A 22,435-nucleotide genomic window follows, 5' to 3' on the forward strand; every position below is an offset into this window, starting at 1 on the left:
CCCTTCCGCAACCCCGAGGAAAACAAAATGAGCGACATGAGCACAGACAATGGAAACTGGTTATCGGCCGAGCAGGCCGTGTTGCCGGACGGCACCGAACGCGAAAACCTGCCACTGGTGAAGAAGAAGCTGCCGCTGTTCTCGCCCCAGCAGATCCCGGGCGGTGACGAACTGCCGCCCCCCTCCCCGACGGCAACCGGGCCATCGACCGAGCCGGCCTGACCGGCGCCCCCGGGGACGGGCCGCCATGGAGGTGACACGGCCAGGATGCGGGACGACGGCTACAATAGCGGCTGTTCCTGCCCTTCCCACCGTTTGCACCGTTTGCACCGCTCGCAACGTTCGTACTGCCTGCCGGTGCCGTATCACCCCATGGCTCTCGATCCCTCCACCCTGCTCATCCTCACCATCGCCCTGGCGGCGGCCGCTGCTCTCTACCTGGCGGTGGAATGGGGCGTAGTGCGCGAACGCTCGCTCCTGCTCTGGAGCAGCGGCTTCGCCATCATCGCCCTCGGTTCCTTCCTGGCATTGCTGCGCTCGCGCGGCTACCTGCTCATCGGCATCTGGTTCGCCAATGGCATGCTGATCGCCGCGCACGCCTGCTTCCTGGCCGGCGTGGCGTGGTTTACCCGCACCCGGCTCTCGCACCGCTGGTGGCTACTCGCACTGCTGTGGCTGGTGATGTTGTGCCTGCCTGCGCAACCCTGGTGGTCACGGGTGATGCTGGGCGTGCAGTCATTGATGATCGCCGCCGTCACGCTGCGCGCCAGTCATTTGTTGCGGCCGCATGGCGCATCGCTCAGCGTGGGCGCGGTGCAATTGCGTTATGTGCTGCTGGCGCATGGTCTGTTCTATGTCGCCAAGGCGATCGTCGCCATCGTACCAGGCACCCTGCTGGACCTGGCGGCCTTTGGCGGCGCGGTGATCCGAATATCGCTGATCGAAGGCGCGATGGCGATCATGCTGATCGCGCTGTCGATGACCGGCACCGAGCGGTACCGTCGCGAACAGCACATCGGCCAGCTGGCGGCCCGCGATCCCCTGACCGGCCTGCTCAACCGCCGCGCCCTCAAGACCAGCGCCCCCGCGCTGCTGGCGCAGGCCAGCGTCCAGCATCCCGGCGCAGTGCTGCTGATCGACATCGACAACTTCAAGCAGGTCAACGACCTGCACGGCCATGCTGCCGGTGACCAGCTGCTCGAAGCCTTGAGCATGCTGCTGCACGAGGTTTTGCCGGAGGCTGCACTGGCGGCGCGCCTGGGCGGGGATGAATTTGTGATCCTGCTGCAGGATGCCAGTACCGATCAGGTCACCCATCTGGGGGAAAGCCTGCGACAGGGCTTCGCTCACGTCGCCGGCAAGAGCTTCCCCACACCCGACCCCGTCAGCCTGAGCGTGGGTGGCAGCGTCTTCGAGACCCCGCCGGCCGACCTGGAAAGCCTGCTGGCGCATACCGACGTGGCACTGTACGACGCCAAGCGGGCCGGCCGCGATCGGGTCGTGGTGGGGCTGGTCGGAACGCCAGAGGTCTAGGCCTGCATTGGCCGGCTGCAAGCGCTGGTGCAGGCGCTTGACCACCGCAGCACATCCTGTCCGGCCGCCGCCCCGCTCGCGATCATCCCAGCCGGTCTTTGAGCCGATACCACGCCCCCACGAAGGGCAGGAACCAAGGCTTACCGAAGTGGCCGGGAATGGCTGGCCAGGCAAAATCCTTCCAGGGATTGAGATCGACATGCCCCTCCATGATCTCCGCCATCATCGTTCCCATCAGCGTCGCCATGTGAGTGCCATGACCGCTGTAGCCCATGGAATAGAACACGCCTTCGCGCTGGCCGGCACGCGGTAGCCTGTCGGCGGTCATGTCGACCATCCCGCCCCAGCAATAGTCGATACGCGTCCCGGCGAGTCCGGGAAAGACAGTGAGCATCTGCTGGCGCAGGATATCGCCACTGCGCGCATCGGAACGCGGATTGGAGGCGGCAAAGCGCGCACGGCCACCAAATAGCAGGCGCTTGTCCGGAGTGACGCGGAAATAATTCACGAAGTTCTTGGTGTCGGTATACATGCGGCGCGTGGGCACCAGTCCATCCAGCAACGACAGCGGGAGTGGTTCGGTGACGATCAAGAACGCGCCGACAGGTACGATGCGACGGCGGACCCAACCGAACGGACCGATTTGCGAGATACCGCTGGCCAGCAACACCTGCCTGGCACGTAAAGGACCACGCGCGGTGCGCACCATATAGCTGCCTGACTTCCGTTGAAGACCAAGCACCGGCGTGTGTTCGAGATACACGGCACCATGGCGCTGTGCCGCATGTGCCAGGCCGCGTACATAGCGCCCCACATGCATGCCAGCGCTTTTTTCGAGAAGCAGCCCGCCGTGGTAGCGATCGCTACCCAACTCGTCACGCAGTTGTGCAGGGGTCAACAGCCGGGTCTGCGGATCGACGCTGGCGGCCAGCAATTCCTGGCTGCGCGCCAGCTTGTCATAATGCTCTGGCTTGGCGGCCAGCTTGAGCTTGCCGTGACGGGCGAAGTCGCAATCGATGGACTCCTGCCTGACAAGCCTTTCGACCGTATCGACGCCGGCATCGAAGGCTCGATAAATCCGGTTGGCCAGTTCGCTGCCCAGGCGCTGCGATAGTGCCGCGTAGTCCTGGGCGAAGCCGTTGTTGCACATGCCGCCATTGCGCCCGGAGGCAGCGCCGCCGACGATGTCGGCGTCGCACACCACCACCTGAGCTCCCTTGCGTGCAAGCGCCAGCGCTGCGGCCGATCCGGTGATGCCGCCACCAACCACCAGCACGTCGCAGCCGCCCTCGGGCAGTGCATCGGTCTGGCTCATGAAGGGTGGCGATGTGTCCAGCCAGTACGACTTCAGTTGCATCATGGGCTCCCACCAATATCGATCAGGACGAGGGAACAGGACCGTGACCCTCCCTCGGAAAAGATTATGGAACCGCAGTTTGCCACTGGGATTAATGCAAACTTAATTCTTCATTAAATCTGCATTAAGGCCGGTACAGGCAAGAAAGCCGGTTGCCAGGCCAAGAGGTGCAGCGCGTCTGGCACCCGGCCCGAACGCATGGCCCCGATCCAAGGAAAATGCCGGAAAGCCCAGGATTAAAAGTAGAAGCTGCTCCGATCGCCCGGCAATAAGAGATTTTTCTCTTGGCCGGGCGGCCATACTTTCTCCATCGACCACGAAGGAGATTGATCCAATGATTTTCAAGCCGAAGTTCATCAGTTTCGATTGCTACGGAACACTCATCAATTTTGAAATGGGCCCCACGGCCAGATCGCTGTTCTCCGATCGTGTCAGCGAGCAACGCATGCCGGGCTTTCTGGAAAGCTTCCGTTTCTATCGCCTGGACGAAGTGCTAGGTGCCTGGAAGCCCTTCTTCGATGTCGTGGAAAACGCCATCCAGCGCGCCTGCCACGCGCACGACGTGGAATATCGCACCAGCGATGCGCAGTCGCTCTACGCGGCCGTTCCCACCTGGCAGCCGCATCCGCACGTGGTCGAAACACTGGAGAAGATCGCTCCGCATATCCCGCTGGTGATCTTGTCCAATTCGATGACCGACCTGATCCCGCACAGCGTGGCACATCTGAAAGCCCCCTTCCATGCGGTCTACACCGCAGAGGAAGCACAGGCCTACAAGCCACGCGGCCAGGCGTTTGAATACATGTTCGATCAACTCGGCTGCGGACCGGAAGAGATGGTGCATTGCTCCTCCAGCTTCCGCTACGACCTGATGACGGCCGCCGACCTGGGCTTCATGGCCAAGGCCTTCATCGACCGCAACCATGAACCCGGCTTCGATGGCTATGGCGTCAATCGCCTGACCGACTTTCGTCAGCTTGCTGGGCTGGTCGGTCTTTGATCGCTACCGCTACCCACCCTGGCGCAACTCCAAGCGAGACCCATGATGCATCAGCAAGCTCTTGATCAAACTGCAGCATTGAGCACGGCCGCGCCGGCGATTCCCCTCTCCACGCTGCACAAGCTCGCCTCTGGCCTCTACGGCATCGACGGGGAGGTCACGGTGCTGGCTGGCGAACGTGACCAGAACTGCCGCATCGACGGCCAAGATGGAATGCGCCATGTGCTCAAGATCAGCAATCCTTCCGAAGAACCCACGGTGGTGGATTTCCAGATTGCCGCGCTTGAGCACATTGCGGTCGTCGCACCCGAACTTCCGATCCCGCGGGTAGTGCGCACGCTGGGTGGGCGAACCTCCGAACGCATTCGCCTTGATGATGGCAACGTCTGTACGGTACGCATGCTGACCTACCTGGACGGCGTGCAGATCAAGGAGACCATTCGCACAGCTGGTCAGCGGCGCGCCATGGGCAGCGGTTTGGCGAAACTGAACCTGGCCTTGCGCGACTTCTCGCATCCGGGCGCGCATCATGACCTGCTATGGAACGTATCGACCGCGCACCGCCTGGCGGCCAAGATGGAAGGCCTGATCGATCCAGGCCGCCGTCTGTTGGCACAGCGCTTCATGACTCGCTTTGAGCAGGACGTGCTGCCTCTCCTGCCACAGGTGCGCACGCAGGTCATCCACAATGACTACCATCTCTACAACGTCCTGGTGGCGCCCCAGGAACAGGAGCACATCACCGGCATCATCGATTTCGGCGACATGCTGCATGCGCCATTGGTGGGCGAGGTGGGTACCGCAGCGGCGTTCCACATGACGGGCAACACCGATCCTTTCGAAGGTCCGGCACAGTTGGTGGGCGCCTATCACGCTCTGCTGCCGCTCACCGATCCCGAGCAGGAGATCGTCACCGACCTGATGGCCACGCGCCACCTGATCACGGCGCTGATCTCGGAGTGGCGTGCAGCACGCTACCCCCATAACCGGGCCTACATCATGCGCCACAACCCGGCAGCCTGGGAGGCACTGGGGCAACTGGCCGACCTCTCGCGCCAGGACGCACGCGACCGCCTGCTTTCAGAAATCCGCAACAGGAGAATTCCATGAAGAGCACCACCGACCTGAACATGGTCAACGCCTATATCCCCGGCCGGACCGACGTCGGTCCCGTGACCGAGGCCCTGATCAAACGCCGTGACGCGCTGCTGGGTCCGGCCTATCGCCTGATGTACGAGCATCCGCTGCAGATCGTGCGCGGCGAGGGTGTCTGGCTGATTGATCCGCAGGGACGCCGTTACCTCGACGTCTACAACAACGTGACCTCCCTTGGGCATTGCCACCCTGCAGTCACCGAGGCGATCTGCCAACAGGTGCAAACCCTGGCGACCAATACCCGCTATCTGCACGAAACCATCCTGGAACTGGCCGAAAGGCTTCTCGCCACCGTACCGGAAACGGCACTGGCACACCTGATGCTGACCTGCACCGGTAGCGAAGCCAATGATCTGGCCTATCGCATCGCCAAAGTGCGCACCGGGGGCAGCGGGGTGATCGTGACCGATACCGCCTATCACGGTATCACCGACGCCGTCTCGCAGTTCTCCCCCTCGCTGGGCGCCACGGTCAACCTTGGTCCGCATGTACGGTTGGTGCCGGCGCCGCGTAGTTATCACGCTCAAGGGCAGGATCTGGGCGAACGCTTTGCACGCGATGTGGAGGCAGCCATTGCCGACCTGCAACGCCACGGGATCCAGCCAGCAGCACTGATCGTCGACTCACTCTTTACCAGCGATGGCATCCTGCCCGGCCCGGCAGGCTTCCTCAAGGGAGCGGTACAGGCCATTCAGCGCGCCGGCGGCCTCTTCATCGCCGACGAGGTGCAACCTGGCTTTGGTCGCACCGGTGAGCACATGTGGGGCTTCCAGCGCCACGGCGTGGTGCCGGACATCGTGACCATGGGCAAGCCGATGGGCAACGGGCAACCGGTTGCAGGACTGCTGGCCACGGCCGACGCCTTGCAGGAATTCGGCCAGCGCTCGCGTTACTTCAATACCTTCGGTGGCAATACCGTGTCCTGCGCAGCGGCTCTTGCAGTACTCAAGACCATAGAACGCGAGGGCCTGATCGACCACGCGCACGAGGCAGGATCGATCTTGCTTGACGGTATCTCCGCCTTGGCAGAACGTCATGAGGCGATTGGCGACGTGCGCGGCGCGGGCATGTTCGTCGGCGTGGAACTGGTCTCCGATCGCCGCTCGCGCACACCAGACCGCAGCCTTACCAGCGAGGTGGTCAACCGGATGCGCGACAAGGGCGTGCTGCTCAGCGCCTGCGCGATGGGACATAACGTATTGAAGATACGACCGCCGCTGGTATTGACCAAGGATCAGGCCGGCATGGTGATCGATGCGCTGGACGAATCGCTGACGCAAGCCGGGACCGGCTCGGCCAGCCGTTGACAGCGAAGCTGCGGTGATAAGATCTTCCCATGCGCCCCACAGACCCAATCGACCGCACCGACATCAAGATTCTCGAACACCTGCTGCGCGAGGGGCGTTGTTCGAACGTGGAACTGGCCGAAGCGGTCAACCTGAGCCCCAGCCCTTGTCTGACCCGCACCAAATGCATGGAAGAAAGTGGTGTCATCGCAGGTTACGGCGCACAGATCGCGCTGGAGAAACTGGGCAGCCATGTCGTGGTGTTTTCCGAGATTACACTCGGCAGCCATCGCCCGGCCGACTTCCGCAAGTTCGAGCAAGGTGCGGCCAGATATGCGGAGATCGTCGAGTGCTACAACGTCAGCGGGGGCTACGATTATCTGCTCAAGATCATTTCCCCCACGGTGTCCTTGTTCCAGGAGTTGATGGAGAGACTCCTCGAGGACGAGATCGGCATTGAAAAGTTCGCCAGCCGCATCGTGCTGCGCCATCCTTATGGGCAGCGCAGCGATCCGGTGGCTGTGATTGCGACGGGAAAGAGCAGCTGGAAGTAGCTACGCACCATCCGAGGACAGGCCGCCGCCTGCTGGCTCAGGAAAACCGGCTGAAGTCCGGCTTGCGTTTCTCGAAGAAGGCGGTGAAGGCCTCCTTGGCTTCCGGCTCGGTGAGCATGCGCGCGAAGTGTTCGATCTCGGTCACCATCTGCTGCTCGGTGGCGGTGACGCGGTTCTTCTTCATCAATTGCTTGGTCACGCGGATCGAAGCGGCCGGCAAGGCGGCCAGCTTGGCAGCCTGTTTTTGCGCACAGGGCAGCAATTCTTCCAGCGGCAGGACGCGATTGACGAAGCCCATCTGCGCGGCCTCGTCGGCACCGAAGGCTTCGCCCAGCAAGAGCTTCTCGGCGGCACGCTGATATCCCGCGATATGCGGGAGCAACAGTGAAGAGGCGGCTTCCGGGCAGAGCCCCAGCTGGGTAAAGGGCATCGAGAATTTTGCATTGTCCGCCGCATAGACCAGGTCGCAATGCATGAGCAGGGTAGTGCCGATGCCGACCGCCACACCTGAGACCGCCGCCACGATGGGCTTGCTGGCATGGCTGATCTGCCAGAGGAACTGGAACACCGGAGCGTCCTGGGTCTTGGGCGGGTTCTTCAGGAAGTCTTCCAGATCATTGCCGGCCGAGAAGGCCTGTGGCTTGCCGGTGAAGAGGATGGCGCGCACGGCGCTGTCGGTCTCGGCTTCCTTCAGGGCATCGGCCAGTTGCTGGTACATGGCGGCAGTGATGGCGTTCTTCTTGTCTTCACGGTCGAAATGGATGCTCAGGATGCCATCGGCCTTGCTCAGTTGGATATCCATCTGCGCGGTCTCCTTGAATTTTATAAATGATTTAGCTTGTTTGAAGCTCAAGCAGGAACCAATGAAAAAGCCGCACGGCGTGAGCAGTGCGGCTTTTCATCAGCGCTTGTGCATGCAGATCAGACGCGTTCGAAGATGCCCGCCGCACCCATGCCGGTACCCACGCACATGGTCACCATGCCGTACTTCAGGTTCTTGCGGCGCAGTGCATGGATGGTGGTGGCCGCACGGATGGCGCCAGTGGCGCCCAGCGGGTGACCCAGGGCAATCGCACCGCCCATGGGGTTGACCTTGCTCGGGTCCAGGCCGAGATCACCGATGACGGCCAGCGCCTGGGCGGCGAAGGCTTCGTTCAGTTCGATCCAGTCGATCTGGTCCTGGGTCAGGCCGCCGGCCTTCAGCGCTGCCGGAATCGCTTCCTTGGGACCGATGCCCATGATCTCCGGCGGCACGCCACGCACGGCGAAGGAGACGAAGCGCGCCAGCGGGGTCAGGTTGAACTGCTTGAGGATCTTCTCGGAGACGATGATCAGCGCGCCGGCGCCGTCAGAAGTCTGCGAGCTGTTGCCGGCGGTGACGCTGCCCTTGGCGGCGAAGACCGGCTTCAATTTGGCCAGCGCGGCCAGGTTGGAATCGGCACGCGGACCTTCGTCCAGGCTGACGGTGCGGGTCTTGATGTCGATCTCGCCGGTACCCAGGTTGGGGAAGCGTTCGACGATCTCGAACACGGTCATCTCGTCGTTGAATTCGCCAGCCTGCTGGGCAGCGATGGCCTTCTGGTGCGAGGCCAGCGCGAATTCATCCTGCGCTTCGCGCGAGACCTTCCACTGCTGTGCCACCTTCTCGGCGGTCAGGCCCATGCCGTAGGCCATGCCGACGTTCTCATCCTTGAAGGCATTGATGTTGATGGAGGGGTGGAAACCCATCATCGGCACCATCGACATCGACTCGGCACCGGCGGCGATCATGACATCGGCTTCGCCGACGCGGATGCGGTCGGCAGCCATGGCGATGGCGGTGATACCGGAGGCGCAGTAACGGTTGATGGTGACCCCGCCGATGGTATTGGGCAGCCCGGCCAGCAACACGGCGTTACGCGCCATGTTCAGGCCTTGCGCACCTTCAGGGAACGAGCAGCCGACAATGGCGTCCTCGATCAGCTTGGGGTCCAGGCCGGGCACCTGCGCCACGGCGGACTGGATGGCGCGCACCAGCAGGTCGTCCGGACGGGTGTTCTTGAACATGCCACGCGGCGCCTTGCCGATGGGGGTGCGGGTGGCGGCGACGATGTAGGCGTCTTGCAGTTGTTTGCTCATTCAAAATCTCCTTGGACTCTCCCTCTCCTTCAAGGGGAGGGCTGGGGTGGGGATGGGTTCAATGCATTCCAGATTGCCTGAACGACCACATCCGTCTCATTCAATACTTCGTTATTCCAAAAGCGTAGAACCGTGAAGCCTGCCTGATTCAATTTCGCGGTCCGGGTTGCGTCATCCTGATTGCCGACATGCTGCGAGCCGTCTACTTCAATCACCAGGCGCTGTTCCAGACAGACAAAATCGAGTACGTAATTTTCAAAGGGGTGCTGACGGCGAAATTTCACTTCAAGCTGCTGGCCGCGTAGACGATGCCAGAGCCTTTGCTCGGCTTCGGTCATGGTCTTGCGCAGCTGCTTGGCTGCAAGTTTCGTGAAGTCGTTGGTCTGGCCTTTCATTTCAACCCATCCCCACCCAACCCTCCCCTTGAAGGGGAGGGAGCGTTCTTTAATTGCGTACGGGCTTGCCGGTTTGCATCATGCCCATGATGCGTTCCTGGGTCTTGGGGTGATTGAGCAACTCCATGAAGAACTTGCGCTCGATGTCGAGCAGCCATTGTTCGTTGACGATGCTGCCCTCTTCCACTTCGCCACCGGCCACGGTCTCGGCGATCATCTTGCCCAGCTTGAAGTCGTGGGCCGAGATGAAGCCGCCGTCGCGCATGTTGACCAGTTGCGCCATGATGGTGGCCAGGCCGTTGCGGCCGATCACCGGCACCTGCGGCGACAGTGGCGGACGATAGCCGGCGTCGAACAGCGCGCGCGCCTCCACCTTGGCCACATGCAGCAATTCATACGGGTTGAAGACGATCACGTCATCCTCGCGCAGATAACCCAGCTTGCGGGCTTCGAGCGCCGACTTGGAGACGTTGGCTGTGGCCGCGGCCAGCATGTATTCCTTCAGGAACTGCAGGATGTCGTTGCCCTTGGCTTCCTTGGCGGCACGCACGGCCGCTTCCTTCAGGCCGCCACCGGCCGGGATCAGGCCCACGCCGACTTCCACCAGGCCGATGTAGGACTCGATGGAGACCACGCGCTTGGCGGTATGCAGCAACAGTTCGCAACCACCGCCCAGGGCCAGGCCGGCGACAGCCGCGACCACCGGCACGCTGGCGTACTTCAGGCGCTGGTGCGCCTGCTGCAGCTGGTGCACCACCGGCTCAATGGCCTTGACACCACCGGACATGAACAGCGGCAGCATCGACTGCAAATCGGCACCGGCCGAGAAGGCGCCGCCTTCGGCTGCATCCGGGTGCCAGATCACCAGGCCCTTGAAGTTCTGCTCGGCTTCGGTGACGGCCTTGTTCATGCCGTCGATGACACCCTGGCCGATCACGTGCATCTTGGTCTTGAAGGACAGGATCAGGACATCGTCGTTCTGATGCCAGATGCGCACCGATTCGTCTTCGAAGAAGGTGGTGCCGGCGCTCTTGCCGTCGGCGGCGCCTTCGCCCACCAGCGGGGCGCGGAAGGCCTGGCGCTGGTAGACCGGCAGGTCGGAACGGGCCACATCGGCCTTCTTCGAGGGCGACCAGGAACCCTTCTCCGAGTGCACGCCATCGCGGCCATCAAAGACCCAGTCCGGCAGCGGGGCATTGGACAGCGCTTTGCCGGCATCGATATCTTCCTTCACCCATTGCGCAATCTGCTTCCAGCCGGCAGCCTGCCAGGTCTCGAAGGGACCGACGCTCCAGCCGAAGCCCCAGCGCATGGCGAAGTCCAGGTCGCGGGCATTGTCGGCCACCGATTCCAGGTGCACGGCGATGTAATGGAAGGCGTCACGGAAGATGGCCCACAGGAATTGGCCCTGAGGATTGGTCGAATCATGTAGCGCCTTCATGCGCTTGACCGGATCCTTTTCCTTGAGGATGCGGGCGATGATGTCATCGGCCTTGGCACCACCCGCCACGTAATCGCCCTTGGCCGGGTCGATGCGCAGGATGTCCTTGCCCACCTTCTTGTAGAAACCGGCACCGCTCTTCTGGCCCAGCGCACCCTGCTCGACCAGCTTGGCCAGCAGCGGCGGTGTGGCATAGGAAGAGAAGAAGGGATCATCCTTCAGGTTGTCCTGCATGGTACGGATGACGTGGCCCATGGTATCCAGGCCCACCACGTCGGCGGTGCGGAAGGTGCCGGACTTGGCACGGCCCAGCTTGGCGCCGGTCAGGTCATCGACCACGTCCACCGAGAGACCGTATTTGTCGGCTTCGATGATGGTGGCGAGGATGCCGAATACGCCCACGCGGTTGGCCACGAAGTTGGGGGTATCGAAAGCGCGGACCACGCCCTTGCCCAAGGTGGTGGTGAGGAAGGCTTCCAGCTGGTCGAGGATGTGCGGTTCGGTAGACTGGGTCGGGATCAGTTCGACCAGATGCATGTAGCGCGGCGGATTGAAGAAGTGCACACCGCAGAAGCGCGCCTTCAGGCCGGCATCAAAACCTTCAGACAGTGCATTGATCGACAGGCCCGAGGTGTTGGAGGCAAAGATGGCCTTGGGGCCGATGTGCGGAGCGACCTTCTTGTAGAGGTCATGCTTCCAGTCCATGCGCTCGGCGATGGCTTCGATGATGAGGTCGCAGCCTTCCAGCACGGCCAGGTCATCCTCGTAGTTGGCGACCTGGATCAGGGCCGCGTCGTCCTTGTTGCCCAACGGGGCCGGGCTCAGTTTCTTCAGGTTTTCGATGGCGCGTTGCACGATGCCGTTCTTCGGGCCTTCCTTGGCCGGCAGGTCGAACAGCACGACCGGCACGCGGGCATTGATGCAGTGGGCGGCAATCTGGGCACCCATGACGCCGGCGCCGAGCACGGCCACTTTTTTGACGATGAAATTGGACACGCAAATCTCCTTTGCTGGTGCTGCAAACATGAAACATGAATTCGGGGCCTGGCAGGCTGCCGCACCGCCGGTGCGAGCGACTACTGTACGCCTTCCGGCAGAAGGTCACAGCATGCCTTGCAGGGGTGACACCGACATGACGCCATGCCGGGCCACATTGCGGTAGATCAACGCCGCTGCAGGACAACAGACCCGGCGGCGGCGTGGTGTTGCGGTCAGAACAACTCGGCGTCCAGGGCCATCAGGTTGGCCGCGCCAGAGCGGGCCTGGCGGATCAGCATGGCGGTCTCCGGCAGCAGGCGGGCGAAGTAGAAGCGCGCCGTGGCCAGCTTGGCGGTGTAGAAGGCGTCACCGCTGCCCTGCTTTTCCAGCGCGATCTTGGCCATGCGCGCAAACAGATAGGAGAACACCAGGTGGCCCACCACGCGCAGGTAAGGCACGGCGGCGGCACCGGCTTCGTCCTGGTTGGCGAAGGACTTCATGCCGATTTCCATGGTCAGCTTGCTCACCTTGTCGCCGATGTCGGCCAGCGGGGTGATGAATTCGGACATGGACTCATCGGTGCCATGCTCTTCCACGAAGGCCTGGATCTGCGCGCCGAACTTCTTCAGCTTGGCGCCGTTGTCCATCAGGATCTTGCGGCCCAGCAGGTCCAGCGACTGGATGGTGTTGGTGCCTTCGTAGATCATGTTGATACGGGCATCGCGCACGTATTGCTCCATGCCCCACTCGGCGATGTAGCCATGGCCGCCATAGACCTGCAGGCACTCGGAGGTCGCCGTCCAGGCATTGTCGGTCAGGAAGGCCTTCACCACCGGGGTCAGCAGGGCCACGATATCGGCAGAGTCCTTGCGGACCTGTTCGTCGGGGTGACTCAGTTCCTTGTCCAGTTCCAGAGCGACATAGGAGGTGAAGGCGCGACCACCTTCGGCGAAGGCCTTGGCGGTCAGCAGCATGCGGCGCACGTCGGGGTGCACGATGATCGGGTCGGCCGGCTTGTCGGCGGCCTTGATGCCGGACAGGCTGCGCATCTGCAGGCGGTCCTTGGCATAGACCAGGGCGTTCTGGTAGGCCACTTCGGTCAGGCCCAGGCCCTGCATGCCCACACCCAGGCGGGCCGCGTTCATGAACACGAACATGGCTTGCAGACCCTTGTGCGGCTGGCCGATCAACCAGCCGGTGGCGCCGTCCAGGTTCATCTGGCAGGTGGCGTTGCCGTGGATGCCCATCTTTTCTTCAATGGCACCGCAGAAGATGGGATTACGCGCACCCAGCGAACCATCGGCGTTGGGCAGGAACTTCGGTACCAGGAACAGGGAAATGCCCTTGGAGCCTTCCGGAGCATCCGGCAGGCGTGCCAGCACCAGATGGATGATGTTGGCGGAGACGTCGTTTTCGCCGGCCGAGATGAAGATCTTGTTGCCGGTGATCTTGTAGGTGCCGTCGGCCTGCGGTTCTGCCTTGCTGCGCAGCAGGCCCAGGTCGGTACCGCAATGCGCTTCGGTCAGGCACATGGTGCCGGTCCACTCGCCCGAGACCAGCTTGGGCAGGTAGAGCTGCTTCTGTTCTTCCGAACCGTGCGCGTGCAGGCACTCGTAGGCACCGTGCGACAGGCCGGGGTACATGGTCCAGGCCTGGTTGGACGAGTTCAGCATCTCGTAGAAGGAATTGTTGATCGTCAGCGGCAGGCCCTGGCCACCGAATTCGGGATCACAGGACAACGCCGCCCAGCCGGCTTCCACGTACTGCTGGTAGGCCTGCTTGAAACCCTTGGGCGTGGTGACGGCCTTGGTCTCGCGATCGAAATGGCAACCCTCGCGGTCGCCCGAATGGTTCAGCGGGAACAATACTTGCGAAGCGAACTTGCCGCCCTCTTCCAGCACCTGGTCCACCAGCTCGCGGTTGGTGTCGGCATGCGGTGGCAGTTCTTTGAACACTTCCTCGACATTGAGCAGCTCGTGCAGCACGAATTGCATGTCGCGCAAGGGGGCGTTGTATTGGGGCATGAATGTCTCCGGACGGGTTTAGGCTGCCTTCCTGGCAGCCGATTTTGAATTCTTGGCGGGGGTGGCACCGTTGCTGGTGCTGTTGCTGGCACTGTCGCTGCCTTGCGGGCGGTAGCTGTCGATCAGGCGGCGGAAGCTGGCCTCGGCACGCTCCACGCTGCCGGGAATGTGCAGGAAGCGCGCATCGTGGTGCAGGGCAAGGATCAGGCCATACATTTCATAGACCATCTGGCTGACCTCGATGTCGGGCCGCAGATGGCCGGCTTCCATGGCCTGCTTGATGCAGCGCTCCAGCGCATCGCGCCAGGCCTGGACCATGGCCACAAGGTGATCGCGGATGGCACCGGGACGGTCGTCGTATTCGACCGCGCCGCTGATGTAGATGCAACCCAGCGCGATTTCCACCGTGACCTGCTTGATCCAGCGCGCGAACATCCCTTCCAGGCGCGGCAGGCCGCGTGGTTCCTTGATGGAGGGATAGAACACATCCTGCTCGAAGCGGTTGTGATACAGCCGCACGACCTCGATCTGCAAGTCCTCGCGGGAGCCGAAATGGGCGAAGACGCCGGATTTGCTCATCTTCATCTTTTCGGCCAGCAAGCCGATGGTCAGCCCTTCCAGGCCGTCACGGCTGGCCAGTTCCAGCGCCACATCCAGGATGGCGGCACGGGTCTGCTCACCCTTGCGCAGATACTTGGGCCGGGTGGGCGCGGTGGTCACCTTGCTTGTCTCAGTCATCGTTATCTCTTTGATATCCGTCGTCAGGTCGCGACGGGAAGGAACCGGTTCGGCGGGTGCGGCTCGGCGGCCGCTGTCTTGTACCCTGTCTGCGCGACGTGAATAAACCTTCACGCAGAATTTATTCGAACGATCGTACTATTATTCATCGCGCTGCAAAAGTCAAACAAAAATTCAGCGCGGCTTGCAAGGGCGATTTTGCTGCCCGGCAAGCCCTCAGGAAGCCCCGGGCGGGGCGCTGGTGGCACCCAGCAGGTCGTGGGCGTCCAGCAGGGCATAGACGATGGTGGGGTTGTTTTCCAGGCACTTGCGAATGGCCGCCGGGATGGTATCGCGGGTCTTGCGGCACAGGCCTGGCTGTTCAGCCAGGTGGATCTGCAGGCCGCGCACGGTGCGCACTTCGTTGGGACCGGGACTGATATGCAGATGGATGCCGAGATTCTTGCGCATGAGACTGCCCACGTGCAGCAGTTCGTCATAGGTCGTCACCCGGGTGATGCGTTCGATCAGACGCTTTTCTTCCTCGCGGGTCAGCCACAGCACGCGCGCCTCGGGCGCATGCAGGCACTCCAGCAGCGCTTCGCGCTGGCAATCGCAGGCACCGGGCGGGCATTCCTTGCGGAGCGGCCGCGCCACCGGCATCGGCTGTGCGGATTCGGAGGGGACTACCTGGGACATCTGCACCTTCACACCTACGTTGGAGAAAAGACAGGCCATGGACAGCGGCCCTTATCTTACAACGAGCTTGTGGCGCGGTGGCGGCCGCCCTGCCGGGTCAGGACGAGGACCGATCCAGCAGCCGACGGTCGCGCTTGGTGGGCCGGCCCTTGATTTCAGCCGAGGGTTCGCGGAACAGGCGATGGCGTTCGGCCTGGGTCGCGCGACGCTGGACGCTCTCCTCGGTCTCCTGGTAGAGCGTGGCCGCGACCGCCGCCGAACCGCGTTTGTCGGCGATGCCGATGACCAGTACTTCCCATTCGGTGGCGCCGTTGTCGATGTCCAGGCGGTCCCCAGGCTTGACGCTGTGGGCCGGCTTGGTGCGCTCGCCGTTGAGCCTGATGCGGCCGCGATCCACGGCTTCAGTGGCCAGCGAACGCGTCTTGAAGAAGCGTGCGGCCCAGCACCATTTGTCGATGCGGGTGGTGTCCATGTAGCAGATAAGGAGAAATTGCGAGCAGTAATTATCGATATTTTTTGGGAAAAGAACACAAGAAAATCGGGAAATCCTGTCTTTCTTCCATGCGCGCCTTCCCGACCAGGCGCGTCTACTTATGCTGTGCGGTTTGCTCAACCTGCCGCCATCGAGTCCGACTCAGCCATGATAGACCCACGATCCGCCCTCTCCGCAGCCTTTGCCAAGACCATCCTCTCCCGGGAAAACCGGCCGATACGATTGCGCTGGAGCCAGCGCGAAACCCATTTCGAAGAGTTGCTGCTGGTGCAGCGCGTCGAGATCCGCGAAGCCATGTTCGAAGGCATGCACGGGCATCTGACCTGCATCTCCATCGACCCCGATCTTCCCCTGCACGAATTGCTCGGTCAGCCGCTCGGCATCGAGATGGTCAACGACCGTGGTGGCCTGCATCACATCAACGGGATCATCACCGAGGCCCGCGCCGGGCAGGCAGACGGTGCGCTGCGCGTCTACCATCTGACACTACGCGATGCGATGTCGATCATGGATGGGCGGATCAACAGCCGCATCTTCCGTCGCAAGAGCGTCCCCGACATCCTCCACATCCTGCTGCGCGAATGGCGTCTACGCAGCCCTGCGCTGGCCCATGCCTTCTCATTCGATCTCCATCGGCTCGACCAGCGACGTTATCCGTCCCGCGAGATCAGTCACCAATTCAATGAGTCTGACGCCCATTTCATCGGACGCCTGTGCCGGCGCGAAGGCATCGCCTGGTACATCGCCACGCCACAGGACGCGGACGATCCGGCGACGGCCTACAGCCCGGTTCACATGCTTGTGTTCTGTGACCACGTGGCACGGTTGCCGCAGGCCAGCGCAGGCAGCGTCCGCTATCACCGCGATGGAGCCACCGAAGTACGCGACACCATCAGCGCATGGAGTCGCGAGCGGGTCTTGACCCCGGGCAACGTACAGCGCACCAGTTGGGACTACAAGCTGGTACATGCCAATGAAACTGTGAGCCGCAACATCGTGGACCAGGGACGGAGCGGCAACGAAATGGGGCTAGCCTTGACCGAGTGCTTCATCGATGCGCCACACATCGGCAATGACCTCTCGGATCAGGTACGACTGACCGATGCACGCATGATGGCCCACGAAGCTCGCGCGGAAACCTTCCAGGCCGGCGGCAGCGTACGCGACCTGGCCGTGGGGCATTGGTTCGAACTGGAGAATCACCCCGACATGCCGCGCCAGGACGTCACTCAGCGTGAATTCATCGTCACCGCCTTGCAACAGCGCGCCGAGAACAACTTCCCCAAGGATCTGCAGGTACACATCCAGCGACTTCTGCCCGATCTCCCATGGGATGCGGCCGCCCCACAGGGCGCGAGTGACCTGCGCTATCACAACCGATTCACCTGCGTACGTCGGACTGCCTCCATCACGCCCCATTACGATCCACGCATACATCTGCCGGTGGTGCACCCCATCACCGCATTGGTGATCGGGCCAGGTAAGGAAGAGGTCTATTGCGACGAATATGGACGCATCAAGGTGCAGTTGCAGGGCGTGCAAGGACAGGGGCAGGATTCCGCCCAGGGCGCCGACCCCGGTGGCCATGAGCGGGACAGCGCGTTTGTCAGGGTCTCCAGCACCTGGGCGGGCGCCGGCTACGGACACGACGCAGTACCGAGGGTAGGTATGGAAGTGCTGCTGGACTTCCTCGGTGGCGACCCTGACAAGATGTTCGTGTCAGGCGTGCTTCACAATGGCACCAACCGACCGGCGCGTTTCAGCCACACCAGCGGGCTGCCGGCCAACCGCTTCATCTCCGGCATCAAGACGCGTGAAATAGGTGGTGAACGCTACAACCAGTTGCGCATGGATGACACCCGTGGACAGATCAGCGCGCAACTAGCCAGCGAACACCAGCACAGCCAACTCAACCTCGGCCACCTCACCGAGCCCCGCCTCGACGGACATGGCGACGACCGTGGCCAGGGACTGGAAGCACGTACCGATGGCCATGGCGTCATGCGCGGGGCCAAGGGCATCCTGATCACGGCCCAGTCCCAGGATCGCGGTCGCGGACGCATGCTGGAACGGGACGCCCTGCTGGAGACCCTACAAGCCTTGCAGCAAATCGCCCGGCGCCTCGGACAGCACGCAGCGGAGCACCATGCGGAAGCAACCGACCTGGCACGCCTGGACAAGCTCCACCAGCAATTGCAGTCCTGGGACAACAACGACGAAACACCACGCCCCGACGCGTCCATGGTGGCCATCGATGCACCGGCGGGCGTGAGCATGACCAGCCAGGAGGGAATGCTACTGGGAGCGCAAGACCACATCGATATGGTCAGCCAGACCAATACCCAACTGAGCGCCGGCCGCCGACTGCTGATGCGGGCCGGCGACATGCTCAGCGCCTTTGCCGCACGGCACATGAAACTCATCGCCGGCAAGGGCAGCATCAAGATGCAGGCGCACGAAGAACATATCGAAATTGCCGCCGCCAAGCGCATCACCCTCAGCGCCAGTGAAGAGATCATTCTGGCGGCCCCCAAGATCAGCATCCGCTCGCGTGAATCGACGGAGATCAATGGCGGTGGCAGCTTCAGCCGCTGGCAGGGCAGCCTGATCGAGCACGGGACTTCCGGAGAGTGGCGGCAGCAGGCCGGAGACCACAATATCCTTGGCCCGGCCAACTGCCCACCACCGGAACTGCCAGCCCCTCCCACCTACGAAGAACTTCAGCACAGCAGCAGCCTGCTGGTTCGCCTGCGCACCCATGCCCGTGCCGGCCGCGTACTGGCCCTCCAGCCGTACACGCTCTTCAAGCAAGGCAAGCAGGTCGCCCAAGGGGTGACCGATGCCTCCGGACAGTTGCGCATCGCGAACCATCTACCGGAAGACAGCGATTACGCCATCGAACTCCCCAACGGCTACCGCTTCGACCTGCCGGTGCACGAGACGCTCGACGACATCGACAGCCAGCTTGCCGCCTCCGGCTACCGCAGCGCGCAGGAGCGCACTGAAGACCGCCTGCAACATGCCGGCGCCTGAACACCGCACTTATCGGAGCTTTCACCATGACCACCACCCACCACCCTGGCAGCGTCCCCATCGACCTGCGGAAGCGCAGCGCCACGGCAACTTCCCAATGGCTGCTGGAACGCCCGGAAGACAGCAACTCCCCCATCTATCACGCCAACCAGCTTGAGGTACTGATCTGCGGCGAGGAAGGCTTTGCCCGCATCCTGGAAGACATCCGCAATGCGCGACACAGCGTGGAGATCATCTGCTGGGGCTTCGATCCCGCCATGGAGCTGGAGCGCAAGGGTCATACCTGGCCGCGCGGCACGACCTGGGGGGATCTGCTGAAGGATGTTGCGGCTGGTAAATACAACAACGGTAAGCAGGTGCAGGTGAGGGTGCTGTGTTGGCACGAGAATCCTGCGTCCATCAATGTGAGAAACACCCCCGGCTATGGTGCGCTCCTCGCGCCGCAGGTCGAGCGCATCCGGCACCATGAACAGCTTTCCGGAAAAAAATATACCGACGGCATGACCTTCGACGAGCGCCGCAGGCATTTCAATGCCATGTGGTACTTCGAAGTGACCAGCGGTGCGATTCCTTCGCTCACCTTTCTGATCCGCAGCGGCGATTTCAGCGACGCCTACAGCAGCCTGGCTCAGGAGAAAGAATCTCCGACTTCTCTGACAGAGAAGGGCACCCTGGCACTCTTCCCCACGGCGCACCAGAAGACCGTTCTTGTCGATTACAACTATCAAGGGGGCGAACATGCCGTCGGCTATGTCATGGGTCTGAACAGCGTTACAGACTACTGGGATACGAAAAAGCACCTGTTCCACGATCCACGTCGTGGCCAATCCTGGGAAGGTGGTGGCGACGAACTGCCGGGACTCAAGCCGTTCCAGGACTACGCCTGTCGGATCAATGGCGAAGTGCTGATCAACGTCAGTAAGAACTTTGTCGATGCATGGAACCGGGTCGCTAGCGGCCCGCAGAAGATTGCGCGGGAACACGACCTGCGTTCACCGCCGGCGGGTCTCAAGATACGCGCGGGCAAATCCAGGCACCGCGCCCAGATCGTGCGGACCCAGATTGAAGAAGGTGACAAGTCCATCAAGCGACTCTACCGGCAGGCGACCAGCTTCGCTACAAACTACATCTACATCGAGAACCAGTATTTCCAATACGGCGAGTGGGTTCGATATCTTAAGCAACTTCGACGCGGTTACGTCGCTGGCTGGAAGGCTGCGGGAAAGCCATTGGAAGAACTTCCTGATCTGCATGTCTTCGTGGTTATACCCACACCGGAAAAACCAAATATGGTGCCGGCGACGCATGACGCCGTCAAAGAGCTAGGGCATGGCACATCAATGCCCAATCAGGACAAGAAGAGCGAAGAGAAGCTGATTGTTCTGCAACAGCCGCAGGAATTGGAGAGGTATGTTTTTCGGAAGAGAAACAATGGCGCCCCGCCCGAAATAGCACGCGGACCAAAAATTCCCGGCACCAATACTGAGCCCCGTAGCAATGCCGACATTGCGAAGGAACTGGAAGAACTCGGCATCAAGACGCTGGTGGCCAGCCTGTGGACTTACGATCATGCCGGGGAGAGCAAGGGCGAAAAATATCGGGAGATCTACATACACAGCAAATTGATGATCATCGACGATGCCTTCTTTACGCTGGGGAGCGCCAATCTGAATCTACGTAGCATGGCAATAGATGCCGAAATTAATATCGGATGTGACGATCCGGGCTTAAGTGAGAAATTGCGGCGGGAGGTATTCGCTATGCATTCAAACAATGCGCAAGGGTGTAGCGGCGGAAATGGCAGCACGTCCGAGATACAGATGACATTTAACAAGTGGCAAGATCTTCTAAGTGACAATAGTCTTAAGAAAAACGTACAGACTCCTGCCCAAGGTTTTCTCATGCCATTTCGGGATGAGCGGACTTCCCACCTACGGGTCGCCTAAAAGACAAAGCACCCATGCAACTGAATAAGCTCAAAAGCTCTTCTTTCTCTGCCCTAGTTATCGTCTCAATTTTATCGACATCTGCATGCGTCATGAAAAATCTGCCACGCAACATGAACTTAACGGCCTTCGACCCTCACCAAAAGGAATTCAACTGTCAGTATGAAATGAATCAGGAATCGCGAGGCGACGACGATGCCGAGCAATGGTTCAGAGAAGGTCTGGCAGTTACCAGTTACGATCTTTGGCCTGATGATCGGGACCACAAAAAGGCGGCCATTCTCTGGACGAAAGCCTCGGAAAAAAATCACTGGGGTGCCATGCTGAATCTAGCCACACTTTATCTCCGAGGGGCTGGCGTGGAGCACAACACTGAACTGGCTGTACAAATGGTTGAGAAAGCGATGCAACTTGGCGTGCCGAGGGCATTCGACTTGATGGGTACATATCACATGAATGGGACCGGTGTTCAGCAAGACGCAACTCGCGCATATGCCTTTTGGGCGTACGCCGCCACTAAAGGAAATTCCGACGCCTTAGCTCATCTTGGTGGAAAACTCAAAGCCTCTTACGACGATCCCAAAGGGCAGTTTTGGCGAAATAAGGACGTGGCCATGAAGATGCTCGAATGTGGCTACGCGCAAGAAAATGGAAAAGCTGCATATCTGCTAGGTCAGCAACTCAATTTGGATGGCGAATATGAGCGTGCGTTACATATTCTCCAAGACGGAATCAAGTTTGGCAGTGAAGAAAGTGCAGTCAAACTTTTCGCCAACTTTGACCACGGAAAAGAATTGGTCGGCAGATTTCTGGACCACGACCGCGCAGAGCGATACCTGGCCATCGCCCATATGATTCACCTGAACCCCGACCTTCGGATTCCAAACCTCGACAAAGTTCTCCCACTCCCTCCTGCCGTCCTCCCCTATTGGGACGGCAAAAAAAAATCGCTGATCGACGGTGCCAAGCCCGTCAAGACGATCTCGCTGGATGACATCAAGCCTTCTCCCGCATCGCTGCGAGAGGGCCGCGCACATATCCCCGACGGCTTTGTGCTTCCTGATGAGCCGCAGGGTGGCCATCTTGTCCAGCATCTACACACCGACGCCGTCATCGGTGGTTATTGGCTTGCCCAACTGCGCAAGCCCGTCACACCCAGACAAGTCGCATGGAATGCCGCGCAGCTACCCATGCGCTACGAGATCGGCGAAGCCTTCGACAAGATCCCTGAAGGGCTCACCAAGGATGATGGCGTTTTCCGCTTCCACTATCTCGGCACCCCGGTTCCTCAAGCACTAGAGGCCAAGTACGCTCCCGACTGGCGTGTCCCCCAAGGCGTGATGCGCGAAGTCCCGATGCCTGCTCGCGAGTTGCACTCCACCGGCCTGCTTCCCGCTCCCGCCACCGGCATCTGGCACGGTAGCGTCGATCCGGGTCACCCCCTGGCCAAGGTCTTCAACCAGTGGTACCGCCAAAGCTATGTCGAGGAAGGGCAGGCCTTTCCCGACCCACGTGACCGTGGGCTGGATATCTTTCCGAAAGATATCCAATGGCGGTGGCTCGATCAGGCCAATCGACCACAACCATCGGGGCGAAAAGAAATTACGATCCGTAACTTTTCTTATCTCGAAGCAATTAAGAAAGGTGCCTGAGGCATCAGGATTTGACAGGCACGCATGCAGCAGTGACGGAAATCGCCCATTGCT

The 22,435-nt window shown here is 61.2% G+C and carries 19 protein-coding genes; 9 read left to right on the plus strand and 10 right to left on the minus strand.

The window, feature by feature from the left end; translation table 11 throughout:
* The first annotated feature begins 27 nt into the window (after nt 1–27).
* Together BTM36_RS08130 and BTM36_RS08135 are read left to right on the plus strand one after the other, a co-directional pair.
* Nucleotides 28–222: a hypothetical protein gene (locus BTM36_RS08130; RefSeq protein WP_077235857.1), complete on the plus strand. Its 195-nt coding sequence runs from the start codon at nt 28–30 to the stop codon at nt 220–222.
* Between the two features lie 150 nt (nt 223–372).
* On the plus strand, nt 373–1,533 hold the full coding sequence (locus BTM36_RS08135; protein ID WP_077235858.1) for a GGDEF domain-containing protein: 1,161 nt from the start codon (nt 373–375) through the stop codon (nt 1,531–1,533).
* 82 nt (nt 1,534–1,615) lie between these two features.
* Here the strand turns inward: BTM36_RS08135 and BTM36_RS08140 are convergent, their stop codons facing one another.
* Nucleotides 1,616–2,890 carry an FAD-binding oxidoreductase gene (locus tag BTM36_RS08140; RefSeq protein ID WP_174616822.1) on the minus strand — a complete coding sequence of 425 codons (1,275 nt, stop codon included), beginning with the start codon at nt 2,888–2,890 and terminating at the stop codon, nt 1,616–1,618.
* 102 nt (nt 2,891–2,992) lie between these two features.
* Nucleotides 2,993–3,247 (minus strand): hypothetical protein, encoded by a 255-nt coding sequence (locus BTM36_RS27710; protein WP_139347101.1) that lies wholly within the window; start codon nt 3,245–3,247, stop codon nt 2,993–2,995.
* Between BTM36_RS27710 and BTM36_RS08145 the strand changes: the two genes are divergently transcribed.
* From BTM36_RS08145 to BTM36_RS08160, 4 genes are read left to right on the plus strand one after another with little or no spacing between them, the layout of a single operon-like run.
* A complete protein-coding gene (locus BTM36_RS08145; RefSeq protein ID WP_077235860.1) occupies nt 3,225–3,890 on the plus strand; it encodes a haloacid dehalogenase type II in 666 nt (221 codons plus the stop codon). The two genes, BTM36_RS27710 and BTM36_RS08145, sit on opposite strands and share 23 nt — an antisense overlap.
* A gap of 42 nt (nt 3,891–3,932) precedes the next feature.
* Nucleotides 3,933–5,000 (plus strand): phosphotransferase, encoded by a 1,068-nt coding sequence (locus BTM36_RS08150; protein ID WP_139347102.1) that lies wholly within the window; start codon nt 3,933–3,935, stop codon nt 4,998–5,000.
* Nucleotides 4,997–6,352 carry an aspartate aminotransferase family protein gene (locus BTM36_RS08155; RefSeq protein ID WP_077235861.1) on the plus strand — a complete coding sequence of 452 codons (1,356 nt, stop codon included), beginning with the start codon at nt 4,997–4,999 and terminating at the stop codon, nt 6,350–6,352. The genes BTM36_RS08150 and BTM36_RS08155 overlap by 4 nt, the downstream gene beginning before the upstream one ends.
* 29 nt (nt 6,353–6,381) lie before the next feature.
* Nucleotides 6,382–6,885: an Lrp/AsnC family transcriptional regulator gene (locus BTM36_RS08160; protein ID WP_077235862.1), complete on the plus strand. Its 504-nt coding sequence runs from the start codon at nt 6,382–6,384 to the stop codon at nt 6,883–6,885.
* 37 nt (nt 6,886–6,922) lie between these two features.
* On the opposite strand, the gene BTM36_RS08165 is transcribed toward BTM36_RS08160, so the two are convergent.
* The 8 genes from BTM36_RS08165 to BTM36_RS08200 form a co-directional block, all read right to left on the minus strand.
* Nucleotides 6,923–7,687 (minus strand): enoyl-CoA hydratase, encoded by a 765-nt coding sequence (locus tag BTM36_RS08165; protein ID WP_077235863.1) that lies wholly within the window; start codon nt 7,685–7,687, stop codon nt 6,923–6,925.
* Nucleotides 7,688–7,806: 119 nt separating this feature from the next.
* Nucleotides 7,807–9,003, minus strand: a complete 1,197-nt coding sequence (locus BTM36_RS08170; RefSeq protein ID WP_077235864.1) for an acetyl-CoA C-acyltransferase — start codon at nt 9,001–9,003, stop codon at nt 7,807–7,809.
* Between the two features lie 29 nt (nt 9,004–9,032).
* A complete protein-coding gene (locus tag BTM36_RS08175) occupies nt 9,033–9,398 on the minus strand; it encodes an endonuclease domain-containing protein (RefSeq protein WP_077235865.1) in 366 nt (121 codons plus the stop codon).
* A gap of 49 nt (nt 9,399–9,447) precedes the next feature.
* Nucleotides 9,448–11,835 carry a 3-hydroxyacyl-CoA dehydrogenase/enoyl-CoA hydratase family protein gene (locus BTM36_RS08180; RefSeq protein ID WP_077235866.1) on the minus strand — a complete coding sequence of 796 codons (2,388 nt, stop codon included), beginning with the start codon at nt 11,833–11,835 and terminating at the stop codon, nt 9,448–9,450.
* Between the two features lie 215 nt (nt 11,836–12,050).
* A complete protein-coding gene (locus BTM36_RS08185) occupies nt 12,051–13,841 on the minus strand; it encodes an acyl-CoA dehydrogenase C-terminal domain-containing protein (protein WP_077235867.1) in 1,791 nt (596 codons plus the stop codon).
* An 18-nt stretch (nt 13,842–13,859) separates the two neighbouring features.
* Nucleotides 13,860–14,579, minus strand: a complete 720-nt coding sequence (locus tag BTM36_RS08190) for a TetR/AcrR family transcriptional regulator (RefSeq protein ID WP_006464121.1) — start codon at nt 14,577–14,579, stop codon at nt 13,860–13,862.
* A 216-nt stretch (nt 14,580–14,795) separates the two neighbouring features.
* Nucleotides 14,796–15,257 carry a hypothetical protein gene (locus BTM36_RS08195; RefSeq protein ID WP_077235906.1) on the minus strand — a complete coding sequence of 154 codons (462 nt, stop codon included), beginning with the start codon at nt 15,255–15,257 and terminating at the stop codon, nt 14,796–14,798.
* Between the two features lie 97 nt (nt 15,258–15,354).
* Nucleotides 15,355–15,729, minus strand: coding sequence for an RNA-binding S4 domain-containing protein (locus BTM36_RS08200; RefSeq protein ID WP_006464123.1), 375 nt, complete (start codon nt 15,727–15,729; stop codon nt 15,355–15,357).
* Between the two features lie 168 nt (nt 15,730–15,897).
* On the opposite strand from BTM36_RS08200, the gene BTM36_RS08205 reads away from it, so the two are divergent.
* From BTM36_RS08205 to BTM36_RS08215, 3 genes are read left to right on the plus strand one after another with little or no spacing between them, the layout of a single operon-like run.
* Nucleotides 15,898–18,783 (plus strand): type VI secretion system Vgr family protein, encoded by a 2,886-nt coding sequence (locus BTM36_RS08205; protein WP_077235868.1) that lies wholly within the window; start codon nt 15,898–15,900, stop codon nt 18,781–18,783.
* A gap of 26 nt (nt 18,784–18,809) precedes the next feature.
* Entirely contained in the window at nt 18,810–20,729 is a 1,920-nt protein-coding gene (locus tag BTM36_RS08210) for a phosphatidylserine/phosphatidylglycerophosphate/cardiolipin synthase family protein (RefSeq protein ID WP_077235869.1), read from the plus strand.
* 14 nt (nt 20,730–20,743) lie between these two features.
* Entirely contained in the window at nt 20,744–22,381 is a 1,638-nt protein-coding gene (locus BTM36_RS08215; protein ID WP_306460532.1) for a DUF6396 domain-containing protein, read from the plus strand.
* Nucleotides 22,382–22,435: the final 54 nt, after the last annotated feature.

Origin of the sequence: Herbaspirillum sp. VT-16-41 (genome assembly GCF_001994935.1) — a bacterium.
GTDB classification, from domain to species: Bacteria; Pseudomonadota; Gammaproteobacteria; order Burkholderiales; family Burkholderiaceae_D; genus Herbaspirillum; species Herbaspirillum frisingense.